The 17,292-nt window shown below is 43.1% G+C and carries 16 protein-coding genes; 14 read left to right on the forward strand and 2 right to left on the reverse strand.

Going from position 1 to position 17,292, the window contains the following annotated elements:
• The first annotated feature begins 60 nt into the window (after window positions 1-60).
• Entirely contained in the window at window positions 61-1,233 is a 1,173-nt protein-coding gene (locus B9A91_RS14225; RefSeq protein WP_200815643.1) for a C1 family peptidase, read from the forward strand.
• A gap of 64 nt (window positions 1,234-1,297) precedes the next feature.
• On the opposite strand, the gene B9A91_RS14230 is transcribed toward B9A91_RS14225, so the two are convergent.
• The gene (locus B9A91_RS14230; RefSeq protein WP_084239481.1) at window positions 1,298-3,748 is read right to left on the reverse strand and encodes a DUF5686 and carboxypeptidase regulatory-like domain-containing protein; all 2,451 of its coding nucleotides are present in this window, start codon (window positions 3,746-3,748) and stop codon (window positions 1,298-1,300) included.
• A 139-nt stretch (window positions 3,749-3,887) separates the two neighbouring features.
• Between B9A91_RS14230 and kbl the strand changes: the two genes are divergently transcribed.
• The 11 genes from kbl (at window position 3,888) to hemH (ending at window position 13,613) form a co-directional block, all read left to right on the forward strand.
• Entirely contained in the window at window positions 3,888-5,075 is a 1,188-nt protein-coding gene (gene kbl, locus B9A91_RS14235) for a glycine C-acetyltransferase (protein ID WP_084239482.1), read from the forward strand.
• 21 nt (window positions 5,076-5,096) lie between these two features.
• Complete coding sequence (gene pheS, locus B9A91_RS14240) at window positions 5,097-6,143, forward strand: phenylalanine--tRNA ligase subunit alpha (RefSeq protein ID WP_084239483.1); 1,047 nt, start codon at window positions 5,097-5,099, stop codon at window positions 6,141-6,143.
• A complete protein-coding gene (locus B9A91_RS14245) occupies window positions 6,143-6,559 on the forward strand; it encodes a Rieske (2Fe-2S) protein (RefSeq protein WP_084239484.1) in 417 nt (138 codons plus the stop codon). Before pheS ends, B9A91_RS14245 begins: the two co-directional genes overlap by 1 nt.
• On the forward strand, window positions 6,559-7,134 hold the full coding sequence (locus B9A91_RS14250) for a TetR/AcrR family transcriptional regulator (protein WP_084239485.1): 576 nt from the start codon (window positions 6,559-6,561) through the stop codon (window positions 7,132-7,134). The genes B9A91_RS14245 and B9A91_RS14250 overlap by 1 nt, the downstream gene beginning before the upstream one ends.
• A 317-nt stretch (window positions 7,135-7,451) precedes the next feature.
• Window positions 7,452-8,903 carry a 23S rRNA (uracil(1939)-C(5))-methyltransferase RlmD gene (rlmD, locus tag B9A91_RS14260; RefSeq protein WP_084239487.1) on the forward strand — a complete coding sequence of 484 codons (1,452 nt, stop codon included), beginning with the start codon at window positions 7,452-7,454 and terminating at the stop codon, window positions 8,901-8,903.
• Window positions 8,904-8,917: 14 nt separating this feature from the next.
• On the forward strand, window positions 8,918-9,322 hold the full coding sequence (locus B9A91_RS14265; RefSeq protein WP_084239488.1) for a hypothetical protein: 405 nt from the start codon (window positions 8,918-8,920) through the stop codon (window positions 9,320-9,322).
• Between the two features lie 174 nt (window positions 9,323-9,496).
• Window positions 9,497-10,006, forward strand: a complete 510-nt coding sequence (locus B9A91_RS14270; protein WP_084239489.1) for a phosphoribosyltransferase family protein — start codon at window positions 9,497-9,499, stop codon at window positions 10,004-10,006.
• Window positions 10,007-10,045: 39 nt separating this feature from the next.
• A complete protein-coding gene (locus tag B9A91_RS14275; RefSeq protein ID WP_084239490.1) occupies window positions 10,046-10,666 on the forward strand; it encodes a 1-acyl-sn-glycerol-3-phosphate acyltransferase in 621 nt (206 codons plus the stop codon).
• The gene (locus B9A91_RS14280; protein ID WP_084239491.1) at window positions 10,663-11,625 is read left to right on the forward strand and encodes a hypothetical protein; all 963 of its coding nucleotides are present in this window, start codon (window positions 10,663-10,665) and stop codon (window positions 11,623-11,625) included. The genes B9A91_RS14275 and B9A91_RS14280 overlap by 4 nt, the downstream gene beginning before the upstream one ends.
• 52 nt (window positions 11,626-11,677) lie before the next feature.
• Window positions 11,678-12,526: a 4-hydroxy-3-methylbut-2-enyl diphosphate reductase gene (locus B9A91_RS14285; RefSeq protein ID WP_084239492.1), complete on the forward strand. Its 849-nt coding sequence runs from the start codon at window positions 11,678-11,680 to the stop codon at window positions 12,524-12,526.
• 73 nt (window positions 12,527-12,599) lie between these two features.
• Window positions 12,600-13,613 (forward strand): ferrochelatase, encoded by a 1,014-nt coding sequence (gene hemH, locus B9A91_RS14290; RefSeq protein WP_084239493.1) that lies wholly within the window; start codon window positions 12,600-12,602, stop codon window positions 13,611-13,613.
• Here hemH and B9A91_RS14295 read toward each other — a convergent pair.
• Window positions 13,603-14,835: a 3-deoxy-D-manno-octulosonic acid transferase gene (locus tag B9A91_RS14295; protein ID WP_084239494.1), complete on the reverse strand. Its 1,233-nt coding sequence runs from the start codon at window positions 14,833-14,835 to the stop codon at window positions 13,603-13,605. The genes hemH and B9A91_RS14295 overlap by 11 nt on opposite strands.
• A 147-nt stretch (window positions 14,836-14,982) precedes the next feature.
• Between B9A91_RS14295 and B9A91_RS14300 the strand changes: the two genes are divergently transcribed.
• Both B9A91_RS14300 and B9A91_RS14305 read left to right on the forward strand, forming a co-directional pair.
• Window positions 14,983-16,296, forward strand: coding sequence for a UDP-glucose dehydrogenase family protein (locus tag B9A91_RS14300; protein WP_084239495.1), 1,314 nt, complete (start codon window positions 14,983-14,985; stop codon window positions 16,294-16,296).
• Window positions 16,296-17,285, forward strand: coding sequence for a UDP-glucuronic acid decarboxylase family protein (locus B9A91_RS14305; protein ID WP_084239496.1), 990 nt, complete (start codon window positions 16,296-16,298; stop codon window positions 17,283-17,285). Before B9A91_RS14300 ends, B9A91_RS14305 begins: the two co-directional genes overlap by 1 nt.
• Window positions 17,286-17,292 lie beyond the last annotated feature (7 nt).

The following is a 17,292-nucleotide window of genomic DNA, read 5'->3' on the forward strand; positions in this document are numbered from 1 at the left end:
TACTTACAATTGCATTTAAGTATACTAACTAATTTTAAACATAAAATGACTAAAATTTCAATGAAACCATTGTGGTTAACCGCCACGCTTTTGTTGGGTTCTACAATTGGCTTTGCACAGGATAACCTGGTTAATTCATTAAAAAATAACCAGAGTGCAAACAGTGCAGGAAGCTTTACTTTTACACCAGTGATCAGCACTGAAGCTACTTCTGTTAAAAACCAGAAATCATCAGGTACCTGCTGGAGCTATAGCACGAATTCTTTTCTGGAGTCGGAAATGATCCGTATGGGTAAAAAACCTGTAGACCTGGCCGATCTGTTTACTGCACGTAATGCCTACGTGGAAAAAGGGATCAACTATGTACGTATGCATGGTGCTTTAACTTTGGGTGATGGAGGTGCGTGCCATGATGTAATTAACATGTTTGCGAAATATGGTGCATTACCTCAGGAAGCTTATAGCGGGAATGATTATGGGAGTCCGGGATCATCTGACAGGATGAACAAACTGACAGAAGCCATCCTTAAAAAAGCGGTGAGTGGTAAGTTCGATCCGAGCTGGAAAGCAAAGTATATCGCTACCATCGATTCCTGTATGGGTGCTATACCTGAAAAATTTACCTATGAGGGTAAAGAATATACACCTAAGACTTTCGCTAAGGAAGTGGTAGGTATCAATCCTGCTGACTATGTGGAGCTTTCTTCCTTCAATACCAGCCCTTACTATGAGAAGGCTGTTTTAATGGTGCCTGATAACTGGTCATACGATCAGGTGTACAATGTACAAATGGACGATATCATCACCATCATAGACAATGCCGTTAAAAAAGGGTTTACTGTTGCCTGGGCTACTGATGTGAGCGAAAAAGGTTTCAGTTGGAAAAATGGTGTGGCTTATGTTCCTGAAAAAGATTTTGACAGCATGTCTGCCGACGAGAAGAAAGCCATGTTCAATGGTCCTAAGGGGGAAAAAGAAATTACTGTGGCCATGCGTCAGGCCGCTTTTGACGATTACGAAACTACAGATGATCATGGCATGCAGATCACGGGGATTGCAAAAGACCAGAACGGTAAAGAGTATTATATCGTTAAAAACTCATGGGGTGCCAGCAACGATTACAAAGGTTATTTATATGTAACCAAAAATTTTGTGAAGTATAAAACTACTGCATTCTTATTGCATAAAAACGGAATCCCGTCTGACCTACGTAAGAAAATGAGCATTAAATAAGCAGGAATTGCTGCAATAAAAAAGGGGAAATGATTTTTCATTTCCCCTTTTTTATTGTTCTTTTTTAGAACCCGTAAGACATCCGGAAACCATGCTGAACCCTGGTTTTTCCGTCGTAAGCGAAGCCGTAGGCCACCCTGAATATGAGGCGCTGCAGGCCAAAATAGAACTCCGTATAATTTCTTTTTACCGGCTGGCTCAGGTAGCTTATACCCACAACTTCTTCTAGTTTTAACTTGCGCAGTAAAGGCACTTTATTGGTGAGCAGTCCGGAAAAATTGTGTTCAAAATGCCCTTCCAGGTATTCGCGGTCGGTACTGAACAGGTAGAAATCCAGGAACAGGAATTTACGCAGGTTGGGAACTGAAAACAAAGAGTTATTGCCCCGGAAATGTCTTGCATCAGGATAGAAGACCTGATTGTGGTTCAGGAATTTTCCGGCTCCGATTATAAAAGACGAATAGCCCCACAAGCCGGAACTCATTCTGTTTTGCGAGATTTCCAGTGCTATCAGGTCGTAATCCACATCGCTATTGAACACTTCATTAATGCCTTTCCGGTAAGAAAGATCAATAGTTGGGTATTTAGAGGCTTGATAAAATTTGCCGTCGGGCCTTGTAATGTAGCTTTGGCCTATGGTGTAATTTAAGGAAGCCATAACCGTTAAGGCTTTATAGGTAGGAAACAGCGGTGTTTCCGTTTCCGGTGTAAAAGGGTTATTGGAACTGAACTGCTCGCCTTTCAGGTCTTTGATCTTAAAATGGGTGGTGTTCACCAGCTGGGTATTGCGCGAATAATCTACAGACAGGTTGGCCAGCAGTCCATTGCTCAGTTCCCGGCTTGTACCCGCATTGATAAATTCCTTTTTGTAGAACTTGGAAAAATTGGTCTCAAAAAACAGGGAGTTGATGGAGTTGCCCAGCAGGCTCATGGAACCGAAATTGTTAAGGTCGTAGATGCCCGAGCCCCCACTGATACTGATGTTGGCACGTTTTACCGGATTGTAATAATAGTTGGCCGTTAAGCTTCCGGTTAGTGTTTTATTGGAAAAGCCGTATCTCGCTTCCGGGCGGATGCTGTAATAGCGGCTGTTTTCCAGGTCTTTTTTATAGGTCACCCCATATTTGAGGGCAAGACCTTCAACGGTATTGTAAAGAATAGAGCGGTACAGCGGGTCGAAGCTGTAATGCTTGCCGGCATAACGGTTATTGATGGTATAGCCGGTTGCGGCAAGTTTTACAATGCCGAATTTGTTGTTCTCCCGTTCCATTGAATCCAGGTAACGTTTAGAAGTTTTTAAAGCAGCGATGCTGTCCTTTCTGATGTAATCACGACTTTCTTCTTTAGTTAACGGGATAGGCCTGTTGTTGAGCCAGAACAACGAATCTTTTTTGTTGACCGCTTTGCTGATCTTTAAGATTTCACCGTTAAAGTAATTTTTGGGGAAATTGGGTTGGATGTTGTAGTTGCTGTATACCCCAACATAATAGCCCTCAAACTTAAAGCCCAGCACATTTCCGTTAAACTGGAAATTGATATTGGAGGGCATGTATGTGTTTTCTACCTTGAGGAATTGCTGCTTGATATGGAGCGTGTCTAGCAGGTTAATGCCCGTATTTTTGCTGAGGTATACCTCGGCATTGACCAGGTGCCAGCTGTCGTCGGCAATATAGATCACCCCCCGGAATACCGGATCGTGTTCCCTGCGGGGGATGATCTGGATTTTATTTACAGTAATTCCATTTTCTGTACTTACACCCAGTAATTTATACCGGTAGTACAAGAAGGCATTGTCTGAAATCGGCGATACAAACCCACGTGTGCTCAGTTTGTCTTCAAGGAGAATGTTTTCATAAAAATTAATGATCAGATCGGACGCCTTATTAAAACTGAATGCGTTGTTGCGGCCAGAGGTTTTAGAAGAAATCATCTCTTCGTGGATTTTGTCGGGCCGCTGAAATGCAAATGTGGAGGTGGATTCCGACAGGTAGATGATCCCTTTGCGGTTGGTGTCCAGATCGAGCATTTTCTGAATGTCGCGGCCAAATATTTTTTTTGGTGCCCCAACAAGCTTCTGTACGCCTTTGATATAGACATTAGTGGTATAGGCGTTGACCTCAGTTAAGTGTGCCTTTCTTTGTTTTATGGTTTGCCGGATAATGGCATAAGCAGGGTCTTCTGCATTTGCGTTGATGGTAACGCCTGAAAGGGTATAGGTTTCCGGACTGAGGACGATATGCTCAGCGGCATCTTCAGCAATGCTGATATTCCTTTCTACGGCCTTGTAACCAATGGCTTTGTAAACAATGGTGAAAGTCCCTGCCTCAATAGCGAGCCGATAAAATCCGTCGATGTTTGCAGAAGTGCCTTTTGTGGTGTTCTTAATATAGACAGAGGCAAAGGATACAGGTTGCCCATCTGTGTCTTTTATCGTTCCACTGAGTTTAAATTGCTGTGCCAGTGCTGTAGTAAAGGTAATTACAAGCAGTATTAGCGTTAAAAATGGTTTCTTCATGCAGTGGATAGACCTTAAATGATGTGATTAGTTACAGGTAAATATAGTTATTCTGCTAAAGTTTGCCAGGCCAAGCTAATTTAGGTTACCACCCGAAAGCTGGAATTGCATAACTTTGACCTCAATAAACAATAGCATTATGTATAAAACATTACAACCAGTTCTTCAACAAGAACTAGACCAGATAGAGAAAGATGGCCTTTACAAGCGTGAGCGCATTATTGTAACCCCACAGGGCGCGGATATAAAAGTAAATACAGGACAGGAAGTGATTAATTTCTGTGCAAACAATTACCTGGGCCTTTCGTCTGATCCCCGTGTAACTGAAGCAGCCAAAAAGGCTATTGACAAATATGGCTATGGCATGTCCTCTGTACGCTTTATTTGCGGTACCCAGGATATTCATAAAGAGCTGGAAGAAAAGATCTCCAAGTTTTTAGGCACGGAAGATACCATCTTATATGCGGCTGCTTTTGATGCCAATGGGGGTGTTTTTGAGCCTTTGTTTAATGATCAGGACGCCATCATTTCTGATGAATTGAATCATGCATCCATTATTGATGGTGTCCGTTTGTGTAAAGCGAAACGGTTCAGGTATAAAAATGCAGATATGGAAGATCTGGAGCAGCAGCTGATTGCTGCAAAGGATTCCAGACACCGCATTATTGTAACCGACGGGGCTTTTTCTATGGATGGTGTTGTAGCACCGCTGGATAAGATCTGTGATCTGGCGGACAAATATGAGGCCCTGGTGATGATCGATGAGTCACACTGTACGGGATTTATTGGCAAAACCGGACGGGGAACGCATGAGCATTTTAATGTAATGGACAGGATTGACATCATTACGGGTACCTTGGGTAAGGCTTTAGGTGGTGCTTCCGGAGGTTTTACATCAGGTAAGAAAGAAATTATTGACATGCTGCGCCAGCGTTCGCGCCCATACCTGTTCTCCAATACATTGGCCCCGGCTATTGCAGGTGCTTCTGTAGCTGTACTGGACATGCTGAGTGAAACCACCAATTTAAGGGATAAGCTGGAAAACAACACCCGTTACTTTCGCGAAAAAATGACTGAGGCGGGGTTTGACATCAAACCGGGTGTACATCCGATAGTGCCTGTTATGCTTTATGATGCCAAGCTGGCGCAGGAGTTTGCTGCCAAAATGCTGGAAGAAGGGATCTATGTGATCGGATTTTACTACCCTGTTGTAGGGCAGGGCAAAGCGAGGATCCGTGTGCAGTTGTCGGCCGCCCATGACCAGCATCATTTAGATAAGGCAATTGCAGCGTTTACCAAGGTAGGGAAGGCATTGGGAGTAATATAAATTAGCCGTATATTTGACCCCATGTTACAAGATAAGATAACACAATATTCCGCAGAAATCAATGCGTTTTCGACAAGCAATGCCGATGAGTTAGAGCAGTTCCGTATTAAATTCCTTGGAACGAAAGGGATCATTAAGGATATATTTGATGAATTTAAAGCCGTTTCGCCAGAGGAGAAAAGAACGCTGGGCAAAGTTTTAAATGAATTTAAGCAGCTCGCAGAAGGTAAATATCAGGAATTGAAAGAGCAGACTGCGGTTGCCGATACTGCAAAGGGACCTGATATGGACCTTACATTGCCGGGTGAGGGTTTTGAAGTGGGTTCGCGTCACCCTTTGGCGCTGGTAAGAAGGGAGATCATAGAGATCTTCAATAAGCTGGGCTTTGTGGTTGCCGAAGGACCTGAAATTGAAGATGACTGGCATAACTTCTCTGCATTGAACTTTCCGGAGGAACATCCGGCGCGGGATATGCAGGACACCTTTTTCATTAAAAAAGCAACTGAGAAAGACGAAAGCGGTGATATTGCTTTACGTACGCATACCTCTTCTGTTCAGGTGCGGATGATGGAGGCTGGCAAACCGCCGTTCAGGGCCATTATGCCGGGGCGTGTATATCGTAATGAAGCGATATCTGCAAGGGCGCATTGCTTTTTTCATCAGGTAGAAGGCTTGTATGTGGATGAAAACGTGTCTTTTGCTGATCTGAAACAAACTTTATTCTATTTTGTTCAGGAGCTTTATGGCGAAGGCACAAAAGTAAGGTTCCGTCCGTCTTATTTCCCTTTTACCGAGCCATCGGCAGAAATGGATATTTCCTGCACCATTTGTAAGGGGGCAGGCTGCCAGATGTGTAAGTACAGTGGATGGGTAGAGATATTGGGCTGCGGTATGGTAGATCCTAATGTTTTGGAAAACTGTGGTATCGACAGTAAACAATACAGCGGTTTTGCTTTTGGAATGGGTATAGAGCGTATTGCCAATTTAAAATTTGAAATAAAGGACCTGCGTTTGTTCTCTGAGAACGATGTGAGGTTCCTGAAACAATATAAAACTTCATTGATCTGATGAAAGGGATCGTGCCGGGCATATTGTTGGTTTTGCTGTTGGCGGGCTGCGGTAAGGAAAACCTGGTAATTCCCAATGTGCCTGTCAATTTTAGTGTCCAGCTTACCGACCCCAGGATGATCAGGCTGAGCAGTCCGGGTGGTGCGGTAGCATTTGACAACTACGGTGTGGCCGGAATCGTGATTTATCGTACCACAAGCGGTAATTATGTAGCTTACGATCGCTGCAGTACGGTGAACCCTGAAAAAAGATGTGCGGTAGAACTGGACGATCCGAGTTTTACCGTAACAGACAAATGTTCAGGCGCAAAGTACCTGCTGGAAGATGGCAGTCCGGCTAAAGCGCCGGCAGAATTATCGCTCAAAAAGTACAATACCTCTGTATCGGGAGGAAACACATTACGCGTAACCAATTGATGGAACCAGAAAAAATAAAAGAAAGTATAGTAAAGGCGGCCAAAGAGTTGTTCAGGAAGTACGGTTATCATAAAACTAGTGTGAATGAGATAGCCAGGAAAGCGCGTATTGCCAAGGCTACCATATACAAGTATTTTGAGAGCAAGGAGCAGATACTGGATGCCATTTTAATGGATTATCTGGATTTGAACCTTCATGAGATACTCAAGAACAAAGCCCAGTTCTCTAATGAGGAAGAACACCTTAAAGCCCTGGTAATGAAAACCTGCAGGCTTACCTATACAGTTTGCAATGAGTTTATTGGCTGGGACTTTGTAAGGGAAAACGCCAACTCCCAGGAGTTTTTAAAACACCTGTCCGATCAGCTGGAATCCTTATTGCTTTCTGCCTACCTGGAACTGGATCATTTTAAAAACCATCCTTCCCGCAGGGAAGGGCTGGCCTTTTTGTTGAAGGCCAGTAAAAACATCGTATTCTCTTTTGCCTTTACTTCGGTAAGCGACTCGGATGTCCGCAAAAACTTCGTCAGCTTCCAAAAGGAACTGCTGCCCTTTCTGGTAAAAGCGGCATTGTAATCGTTACGGCCCTGCATGCGGCCAGTATCAGATTTCTTTACAATATCTTAACGCATACCGATTGGGTATTTGGTATAAAACAGCTTATATTTGCTTTGTTAGCAAGATGTAACACCATGAGTAAAGAAGTTTTAGAGATTTCTGTATTGGTAGATGAGAAATTCGATGTGAAGTTTGATCTTGCTGGAGGTTTTTGGGGTTTTCTGTTCAGAATCTTTGGCAAATAACAATTGACATTCCATTTTCTTTTCCCGGAAAGGCCTTTGCCTGCCTGACGGAGATCTTATGTCTGAAAAAAAACTTACTTTTGCGCCATAATGAGTAGAAATAGAAAAGCCGGAGTGGTAACGATCATTCCTGATTTAAGCATTATTGACATTGCCGAAGAAGGTAAAGGTGTAGGTAGGGCCGATGAACTGGTAGTTTTTGTGGAAAAGGCAGTACCAGGCGACATTGCGGATGTCAGGATAGTGCGAAAAAAGAAGAACTTTGCCGAAGCGGTTATAGATAACCTGCAAAAAAAATCTGATTTAAGGACTGATCCTTTTTGTCCGCATTTTGGTACCTGCGGAGGCTGTAAGTGGCAGCATATGGAATACGATGCCCAGCTGAAATTTAAACATAAAAATGTGGAAGCCGCCTTGCAGCGTCTGGCAAAAATAGATACTACCGGAATGGAGCCTATTCTGGGTTCTGCCGAAAATAAATATTACAGGAACAAACTGGAATATACTTTCTCTAATAAACGCTGGCTGGATAAGAGCGATATGGCAGAGCGTCCTGACGGGCTGGCGCCTGAAAGTCCCCAACCTGATCTGGAAATGAATGCCCTGGGTTTTCATGTGCCTTTGCGTTTTGATAAGATCCTGGATATACAACATTGTTATTTGCAGGCCGAGCCATCCAATAGCATCAGGAACCAGGTTAGGGAATATGCACTAAAGGAAGGTCTTTCATTCTATGATTTACGCAACCACGAGGGAAACCTGCGTAACCTGATCATCCGTACTTCATCGACTGGTGAAGTGATGGTGGTTGTGGTTTTTGCCTATGCTGAGCAGGAAAAGATCGATGGGCTGATGGAGTATCTGAAGCTCAGCTTTTCGCAGATCAGCTCGTTATTGTACATTATTAATCAGAAAAAGAACGATACCATTTTTGATCAGGAGGTAGTTACCTATGCAGGGCGTGACTACATTTTTGAGGAAATGGACGGACTGAAGTTTAAAATCGGTGCGAAATCTTTCTACCAGACCAATTCTGGACAGGCACATGAACTGTATAAAATTACCCGAGAATTTGCTGGCTTTACCGGTGATGAACTGGTTTATGACCTGTATACCGGTGCAGGCACCATAGCGAACTTTGTGGCAGGAAGTGTAAAACAGGTAGTAGGCATCGAATATGTGCCTACAGCCATTGAAGATGCTAAATTCAATTCTGAGCTGAACGGCATCAACAATACGATCTTTTATGCCGGGGATATGAAGGACATCCTGACAAGGGAATTTATAGCCGCACATGGTAAGCCGGATGTGGTGATCACAGACCCGCCAAGGGCAGGAATGCATGCTGATGTAGTGGAGCGGCTACTGGAAATGGAAGCAGAAAAGATCGTTTATGTGAGCTGTAATGCGGCTACACAGGCGCGCGATCTGGCCCTGCTGAAAGAAAAATATGAAGTGGTAAGGATTAAACCGGTAGACATGTTTCCGCATACCCAACATGTAGAAAATGTAGTATTGCTAAAGTTGAATAGTGTGAATTAATTATAAGTACTGAAATGGATATTGAAGAATTGATGCCACAACAGCCTGAAGAGGATAAGTCCGCACTAAAAAAGAGCCCGCTCATCAGTCTGGAAAAAGACCTGGGACTCTATGCCGATTCAATCAAAGAGGTGGCCGTTGAAATTATGGTGGAAGGCATTTCTGCCAATCCGATCTTTGTGGCGCACCAGCACACGGTAAGTATAGGTGAAATGATTTTAGACCGAAGTGAGTTGAATACCGAATGGACCATACAGGCTTCCACGCTGGAAGAGTTTATAGAGAAAGGCATTATCAATCCAGAAAAAAAAGCCTTGTTTTTGAAGAGTTACAAACGGCCGGAGGATTATATGTGCGTATTTGTAATTGTACCGGAAGGAGCCAATTTTATCTATTACCCCTATAAGGCCAAACAGTAATAACTGCTCCTAAAAAAGAAATCCCTATCCGGGCAAACTTGGATAAGGATTACTAAAAAACTATTGATTAGACGCTGCTGAGTCCGAAAGGTTTCAAGATTCGGAAAATATTTTTTATTATTTGAATATGAACCTTAAAATCGTTCTTTTTGCAGTATAAAACAAGGTGTAAAAATGGCAGGATCTCAATTACTTATTCTGGATAAAAAGCAGATACAGCAAAAAATAAACAGGATTGCTTACCAGATACTGGAAGATAACCTTTCTGAAAAGGAAGTGGTACTGGCAGGGATATGGGACAGGGGATATAAACTGGCTGTGCGCCTGAAAAAGGTATTGTCCAAGATATCTGAGCTAAAGGTCACCATGCTTAAAATTGAGCTGGACAGGCAAAACAGTAAACTGGTTGCCAATACAGACCTGGACGAAACGCACTGGAGAAATAAAGTTATCATTCTGGTAGATGATGTGCTGAACAGCGGCAAGACACTTGCCTATGGCCTGGGCGTTTTCCTGAATACCCCACATAAAAAGATCAGAACAGTGGTATTGGTAGATAGGAGTCATAAAATCTTTCCGATTGCTACAGACTATGTTGGTTTGGAGCTGGCAACAGTGCTAAAAGAGCATGTGGATGTGGTAATGGACGTGGAAGGTGAGGAAGACCGGGTTTATTTAAGCTAATGGTTTGCATTTAAAGCAAAATTTTCTCATTTTAGAGGGATGCACAAGTCCCATAAAAACAGTTTTGTTTTTGGCTTCTTTTCCTGGTATATCAGGTATATCATAAAAAGGGACTTTTCTGCTTATACTTTTAACAACTTTAAGATCAACAAAAATGAAGCTGTATTGCTGCTGGCTAATCATTTCAGCTGGTGGGACGGCTTTTTAATGTTTCAGTTGAACAGGTTACTCTTTAAAAAGGAATTTCATGTACTGGTGACCGAAGAAGATTATAAAAAGCATTGGTTCCTGAAATATGTCGGTGCTTTTGCCGCCGAGGGCAAAGGCAAGGATGTAGTGGAAACGCTGTTGTACGCGGGAGAATTGCTGAATGATCCGGATCGCCTGGTATTGGTGTTCCCACAGGGTAAACTGTATTCCGTTTACCAGAGCAATATCGCTTTTGAGAAGGGGGTGATGCAGCTTGTAAATGCCTCGAAGAAAAAGTTTCAGATTATTTTTGCGGCTAACCTGGTCGACTTTTCTGCCAGAAAACCTATAGTGCAGACCTGCCTGAACAGCTGGGAAGCAGAAGAATACATGAGCCTTCAGTTGCTCAAAAGTGAGTACAATAAACATTATACCGAAGCCATAAAAGCCCAAAATAAGGTTGCGGTATGATGGTATTTATCTACGCCGTGCTGATTTTCCTCGTGCTGAGGTTTTCCGTTACTTTATTTAATTTTCTATCTAACCCAAAGCTGGGCTATTATGGAAAGCATTTTACCGATAAAGTTTCCATTATCATTGTAGCGGATCACTCGGGCGCTAATGTGCAGGGGCTGCTGGACTCCATAGAACAGCAGGATTACATACATATTGAGGTATTGGTTCAGGGTCATGAAAGTGAAACTGAACTGGCCGCCAGGGCTAGCGGCAGGTACCTGCTGTTTCTGGACGCGGCTACAACCATCCATCGTGGTCTGATTAACAGTTTGGTGTATAGGACAAAGGTCTTTAACCTGGCTGTGCTGGGCGTGCTTCCTACCCTTAAGCCTTCCAATGTTTTGGAATACTGTATTTATCCCTTGAATTATTTTGTGTTATTAAACCTGTTGCCCCTAAGGCTCGTCAGATTGAGTGACCTCCCGGCGTTTGCTGCAGGAAGCAGTGACTGCCTTTTTTTTGATGCCTCCGTTTATAAGGGATATAACTGGCACAGACAGTTTGGGAAACCTGGCTGGACAGGTACAGACATGATAAAGCTGGTGAAACAGCAACAACTGAAAGCTGAGGTATTGCTGGGGAATAGGTTCGTTTACAGTAATCCGGGTGTAAAAGATTTGGAAGGCCTGGCCGCGCGTCTGCTGGCAAACTTTGGAAGCAACATTTTTGTGGCGCTGATTTACCTGTCATTGGTAATTGCAGGGCCATTGTTTGTACTGTTCAATTTTGATCTTGCTCTTGCCGCGCTGCCGATAGGACTAATCTTTTTGTCGAGAATTATGATTGCCTTCCTAACTGCCCAGAAACCATTTTTTAATGTGCTGCTGCACCCAATTCAAATGCTTTTGCTGTTTGTATTGCTGTTAAAAGGAATCTGGATGCGCATGTTGGGCTCAATTAAAACGAAGAAATAGGAATATCAAACAGTTTTTGCGTAATTTTGTTGCAGCTCAAAAAGGATGTCAAATGAAATACGATTTAGCTGTAACTATAGATAAGGCCTCGGGCTTTTGCTTTGGGGTTGTTTATGCAATAGATATGGCAGAAGATATACTGGACCATGAGGATCACCTGTATTGCCTGGGGGATATCGTACACAACGATGAAGAGGTCAAACGGTTGACCGATAAAGGGCTGCGCATTATAGACCATGAGCAACTCAAAGAATTGCATAAAGAGAAGGTGCTGATCCGTGCGCATGGTGAAGCCCCCTCCACTTATCAGCTGGCGCTCGAAAACGAACTCACCCTGATCGATGCTTCCTGCCCGGTTGTGCTGAAATTGCAAAACAGGATCAAGAACTCTCATGATGAAAAGGAACAGATCCTGATATTTGGAAAACACGGTCATGCTGAGGTGATTGGTTTGCAGGGGCAAACTGATGGAAAAGCCATAGTTTTTCAGGATATCGCTGAGTTGGACAATGTAGAACTGCCTTCCGGTTTTACCCTTTACAGCCAGACTACTAAAAGTACAGATAAATTTTACAGCATCAAGGATGAACTGATCAGCAGGGGATATGAAGTAAAGGCAAACGATACCATTTGCAGGCAGGTATCTAACCGTTACAGCGATCTGGAGAAGTTTGTGGCCAATTACGATAAGATCTTGTTTGTTTCGGGAAAAAAATCGTCAAATGGCAAGGTGCTGTATGATGTTTGCAAAAAATTCAACGATCAGTCCTATTTCATTTCCAACGTTGATGAAATTGACATGAACTGGTTTGCACCTAACGATAAAGTTGGGATTTGCGGGGCAACATCTACACCTATGTGGCTGATGGAGGAGGTTAAGGCCTATCTGCTTCATCATTAAAAAGTAATTATTCCTTTTCTGATCAACGAGAGAACCTATTAATGGATGTATTAGTTAATTTTGCTGGATAATTATGGGAAAAAAGGGTGTACTGCTAGTGAATTTAGGAACTCCGGACAGTCCGGAAGTTAGTGATGTACGAAAATATCTTGATCAGTTTTTGATGGATGAACGGGTAATAGATATAAATATCGTTAACCGGACCTTATTGGTTAAAGGTATTATTGTTCCCTTTCGCAGTCCGAAAACTTCTAAATTATACAAAGAAATCTGGGATGAAAACGGTTCGCCGCTGTTGTATTTCAGCAAAATCCAGGCCGCCATGGTTCAGGAGCAGTTGGGAGAGAATTATCACGTTGAACTTGCCATGCGCTACCAGAACCCCTCCATTTCATCGGCATTAGCTAAAATGAAAACGGCTTTGGTGGAAAGCATCAGGGTGATTCCATTGTTCCCACAGTACGCGTCAGCCAGTACAGGTTCTGTGATTCAGCTGGTAATGGAGATCGTTAGCAAATGGGCAACCATTCCTCCTGTGACCTTTGTAAACTCTTTTCACAACAATGAGCTGATGATCGAAACCTTTGCAGAAAATGCAAGGAAATATCAGCCGGAAACCTTTGATCATATCCTGTTTAGTTTTCACGGATTGCCCGAACGTCAATTGCTGAAATGCGATCATACGGGTAGTTATTGTCTGAAAAAGAAGGACTGTTGCGATACACTTAACGATACCAATAAATTCTGCTATTCCGCACAGGGGCATGATACTGCAAGATTGATTGCAGCTAAGTTGAATATTGCCAGGGAAGATTATACGGTTTGTTTTCAGTCGCGCCTGGGCAAGGAGCCCTGGGTTCAGCCTTATACTACCGATGTTTTAAAGAAGCTGGCTGCAGAAGGAAAGAAGCGGCTCCTGGTATTTAGTCCGGCTTTTGTCGCCGACTGTCTGGAGACCATTTATGAGATTACTGTAGAGTATCAAGAAGAGTTTAAGGCGCTCGGTGGGGAGCATGTTCAATTGGTGGAAAGCCTGAATGATGATCCTAAATTTATTGAAGCCCTGGTAGAGATGGCTAAGGCTTAAAATACCCCGATAAAAAATTCACGATCTGATCGGTAGCGCCGGTTTTTGCATTCACATAATCTTTAGCAATAAGGCCTGCCTCTTTATTTTTGCCGAGCTCATTAAAGGCTGTCGACAGTTCATCCCAGTTGCTGATGCTTTTTGCAGCACCAAGTGCAATCAGGTCTTTTGCTTCCTGGAACTTATCGTACCGCGGGCCAAATATAACCGGAATGCCAAATGCTGCTGCTTCGAGTGTGTTGTGGATGCCCGCCCCGAACCCGCCGCCGATATAAGCAATTTTCCCATAAGCATAGAGCGCAGACAATAAACCTATATTATCGATAATGAGCACCTGTTGATTACCAACAGCAGCATTAGTTGTTTTTTGCAGTGCAGAATATTTTACCGCTTCAGGAAATAGCTTTTCTATTTCGTTGATGTGGGTTTCGCCAATTTCATGAGGTGCAACGATAAATTTCCAATCGGGATGTGCTTTACATAGCTTTGCAATGAGCTGCTCATCCGGAGGCCAGGTACTTCCCGCAACCAAAACAGGTTGTGTTCCACAAAACGATTGAACGAGATCTAGTTTTTTTGCAGAACGGGCATGCGCTGCCACGCGATCAAACCTGGTGTCTCCGCTTAGGGTGGCATTTTGAATGCCTATGGTTTTGAGCAAGGTCATACTTTCCTGATTTTGTAAAAAGAAGTGGTTTACGAAGGTCAGCATCTTTCGATGAAAGCCACCATAAGGCTTAAAAAAGACCTGGCCCGGACGGAAGATGCCGGAGATGATCAGCAGTGGGATATTGTTTTTATTTAATTCGCTGAAGTAATAGTACCAGTATTCGTATTTGGTAAAAATGGCCAGTTCGGGGTTAATGGCCGCAATTAATTTCTTTGCATTGGAAGCGGTATCCAGAGGCAGGTAAAAGATGCCGTCGGCAAGTGCATAGTTTTTTCTGATCTCATAGCCTGAGGGCGAGAAAAAAGTGATGACAATCTTCTTTTCAGGATACTGTTCCTTTATTTTTTCCAGAACAGAGCGGCCCTGTTCAAATTCGCCCAGTGAAGCGAAATGAAACCAGATGTGTTTTTGCCTATTGTCTATTTTTTGCGCTATCCGGGCAAAAATATTTCGCCTGCCTTGGATAAAAAGTGATGCTTTGGTGTTAAAAGTAGAAAAGATCCTGATTAATAGTGCATAAAGTTGGATACCGATGTTATAAAGCCAAAGCATTTTGTATGTTTATTTATTATCTTAGCCGAAGATACTTTAATATAACTAAAACAGGATAATATATGAGTTTATCGTGCTGTAGCAGGGGGCAAAAATAAGGTTTCTGCCGCATGATTCACTCCTCACTTTTAAAACAAAAAATAGAAAATGAAAATAGCCGTTATAGGAACCGGGTACGTAGGTTTAGTTACAGGTACCTGTTTATCTGAAACAGGGAACAATGTGATCTGTGTAGACATCAATGAGACCAAAGTGCAGCAAATGCAGGCTGGTGTGGTGCCGATCTATGAACCCGGACTGGATGTATTATTCCACAGGAACATTGCCCAGGGACGGCTTACTTTTACCACCGACCTTGCCCATGCAGTTAAAGAAGCTCAGATCATCTTTATGGCGCTGCCTACGCCTCCGGGAGGAGATGGTGCTGCCGATCTTTCTTACATTCTGGGAGCGGCAAAAGACATTTCCAAACTGGTAACCAGTTATAAAGTTATTGTCAATAAATCTACCGTTCCGGTAGGTACGGCCGATAAGGTGCAGGCTGTTTTTGCCGCCCATACGGATGTGGAAATTGATGTGGTATCTAACCCTGAGTTCTTGCGTGAAGGTGTTGCTGTAGAGGATTTCATGAAGCCTGACCGGGTGGTTATCGGTACCAGGAGTGAAAGGGCACAAAAGCTGATGAATGAACTGTACGGACCTTATGTAAGACAGGGGAACCCGATTCTGTTTATGGACGAGCGTTCATCGGAGCTGACAAAATATGCCGCCAATTCTTTCCTGGCCACCAAGATCACTTTTATGAACGAAGTGGCCAATCTTTGCGAGATCGTGGATGCAGACGTTGACGCTGTACGTAAAGGTATCGGCTCGGATGCCAGGATTGGCAAACGTTTCCTGTTCCCTGGAATAGGATACGGTGGAAGCTGTTTTCCTAAAGATGTGCAGGCCCTGGCCAAATCTGCTGATGAACACAATTATGATTTCCAGATTTTAAGGTCTGTGATGCAGGTGAATGAAAAGCAAAAAACCATTATTGTTGACAAACTGCTTAAATATTACAAAGGTGATTTAAAGGGTAAACACTTTGCGTTATGGGGCTTGGCCTTTAAACCTGAAACAGATGATATCCGTGAGGCACCGGCATTGTATATCATTGACGAACTGGTGAGACAGGGAGCTACTGTTACTGCTTTTGATCCTGAAGGTATGGCCAATGTAAAAGGTCTTATCGGGGATAAAATAAAATATGCGGAGAACCAGTACGAAGCATTGATTGGTGCGGATGCCTTGCTGATTGCTACAGAATGGTCTGTTTTCAGGAACCCTGATTTTGAGAAAATGGAAGAGAGCCTGAGCAATAAGGTGATTTTTGACGGCCGTAATTTATATGACTTGCAAAAAATGATTGACCTGGGATATTATTATAATAGTGTTGGCCGTAAGCTTATATATAACTAATGAAAAGAAAAAGAGTTTTAATTACCGGGGCAGCGGGTTTTCTGGGATCACATTTGTGTGACAGGTTTATCAAAGAAGGTTATCATGTAATTGGAATGGACAATCTGATTACAGGAGATATGCAGAATATCCAGCATTTGTTCGGACTGGAGAATTTTGAATTCGCCCATCACGATGTTTCTAAATATGTATATGTTGCAGGCGAACTGGATTATATTCTTCATTTTGCATCACCAGCAAGTCCGATTGACTATTTAAAAATTCCTATACAAACCCTTAAAGTGGGGTCTTTGGGCACACACAATCTGCTTGGGCTTGCAAAAAATAAAAATGCTAGGATGTTGATTGCTTCTACATCTGAAGTATATGGTGATCCGAGTGTAAACCCGCAACCTGAAGAATACTGGGGCAATGTTAACCCTGTTGGGCCTAGAGGTGTCTACGATGAAGCGAAACGTTTTCAGGAGGCAATGACCATGGCCTATCATACTTTTCATGGTTTGGAAACCCGTATTGTAAGGATATTTAATACCTACGGACCAAGGATGCGCCTGAATGACGGCCGGGTGTTGCCTGCTTTTATTGGCCAGGCTTTACGTGGGGAAGATCTAACTGTATTTGGTGATGGTTCACAGACCCGCTCATTCTGCTATGTGGATGACCTGATAGAAGGAATTTACCGTTTGCTACTGAGCGATTATGCCCTGCCGGTTAATATTGGGAACCCTGACGAGATCACCATTAAACAATTTGGCGAGGAGATCATCAAATTAACAGGCACGAGTCAGAAACTGGTGTTGAAAGATTTGCCGGTTGATGATCCTAAGCAACGCAGGCCGGACATTACCAAGGCCAGATCCATATTGGGCTGGGAACCCAAAGTAAGTAGGGCCGAAGGCTTAAAAATTACCTATGAATATTTTAAATCGTTACCACAGGAGGCTTTGACAAATAAGGAACATAAAGATTTTACAGGATATAACCGTTAATAAGAGC

This window comes from Pedobacter africanus, assembly GCF_900176535.1.
Lineage (GTDB): Bacteria > Bacteroidota > Bacteroidia > Sphingobacteriales > Sphingobacteriaceae > Pedobacter > Pedobacter africanus.

Bases quoted from the DNA above. Each gene is read 5' to 3' on its own strand.
- B9A91_RS14275 (WP_084239490.1), top strand. From the start codon at position 10,046: ATGCACAAGTCCCATAAAAACAGTTTTGTTTTTGGCTTCTTTTCCTGG.
- B9A91_RS14270 (WP_084239489.1), top strand. From the start codon at position 9,497: ATGGCAGGATCTCAATTACTTATTCTGGATAAAAAGCAGATACAGCAA.
- rlmD (WP_084239487.1), top strand. From the start codon at position 7,452: ATGAGTAGAAATAGAAAAGCCGGAGTGGTAACGATCATTCCTGATTTA.
- B9A91_RS14265 (WP_084239488.1), top strand. From the start codon at position 8,918: ATGGATATTGAAGAATTGATGCCACAACAGCCTGAAGAGGATAAGTCC.
- B9A91_RS14305 (WP_084239496.1), top strand. From the start codon at position 16,296: ATGAAAAGAAAAAGAGTTTTAATTACCGGGGCAGCGGGTTTTCTGGGA.
- B9A91_RS14250 (WP_084239485.1), top strand. From the start codon at position 6,559: ATGGAACCAGAAAAAATAAAAGAAAGTATAGTAAAGGCGGCCAAAGAG.
- B9A91_RS14245 (WP_084239484.1), top strand. From the start codon at position 6,143: ATGAAAGGGATCGTGCCGGGCATATTGTTGGTTTTGCTGTTGGCGGGC.
- B9A91_RS14300 (WP_084239495.1), top strand. From the start codon at position 14,983: ATGAAAATAGCCGTTATAGGAACCGGGTACGTAGGTTTAGTTACAGGT.
- B9A91_RS14225 (WP_200815643.1), top strand. From the start codon at position 61: ATGAAACCATTGTGGTTAACCGCCACGCTTTTGTTGGGTTCTACAATT.
- B9A91_RS14230 (WP_084239481.1), bottom strand. From the start codon at position 3,748: ATGAAGAAACCATTTTTAACGCTAATACTGCTTGTAATTACCTTTACT.
- kbl (WP_084239482.1), top strand. From the start codon at position 3,888: ATGTATAAAACATTACAACCAGTTCTTCAACAAGAACTAGACCAGATA.
- B9A91_RS14285 (WP_084239492.1), top strand. From the start codon at position 11,678: ATGAAATACGATTTAGCTGTAACTATAGATAAGGCCTCGGGCTTTTGC.
- pheS (WP_084239483.1), top strand. From the start codon at position 5,097: ATGTTACAAGATAAGATAACACAATATTCCGCAGAAATCAATGCGTTT.
- B9A91_RS14280 (WP_084239491.1), top strand. From the start codon at position 10,663: ATGATGGTATTTATCTACGCCGTGCTGATTTTCCTCGTGCTGAGGTTT.
- hemH (WP_084239493.1), top strand. From the start codon at position 12,600: ATGGGAAAAAAGGGTGTACTGCTAGTGAATTTAGGAACTCCGGACAGT.
- B9A91_RS14295 (WP_084239494.1), bottom strand. From the start codon at position 14,835: ATGCTTTGGCTTTATAACATCGGTATCCAACTTTATGCACTATTAATC.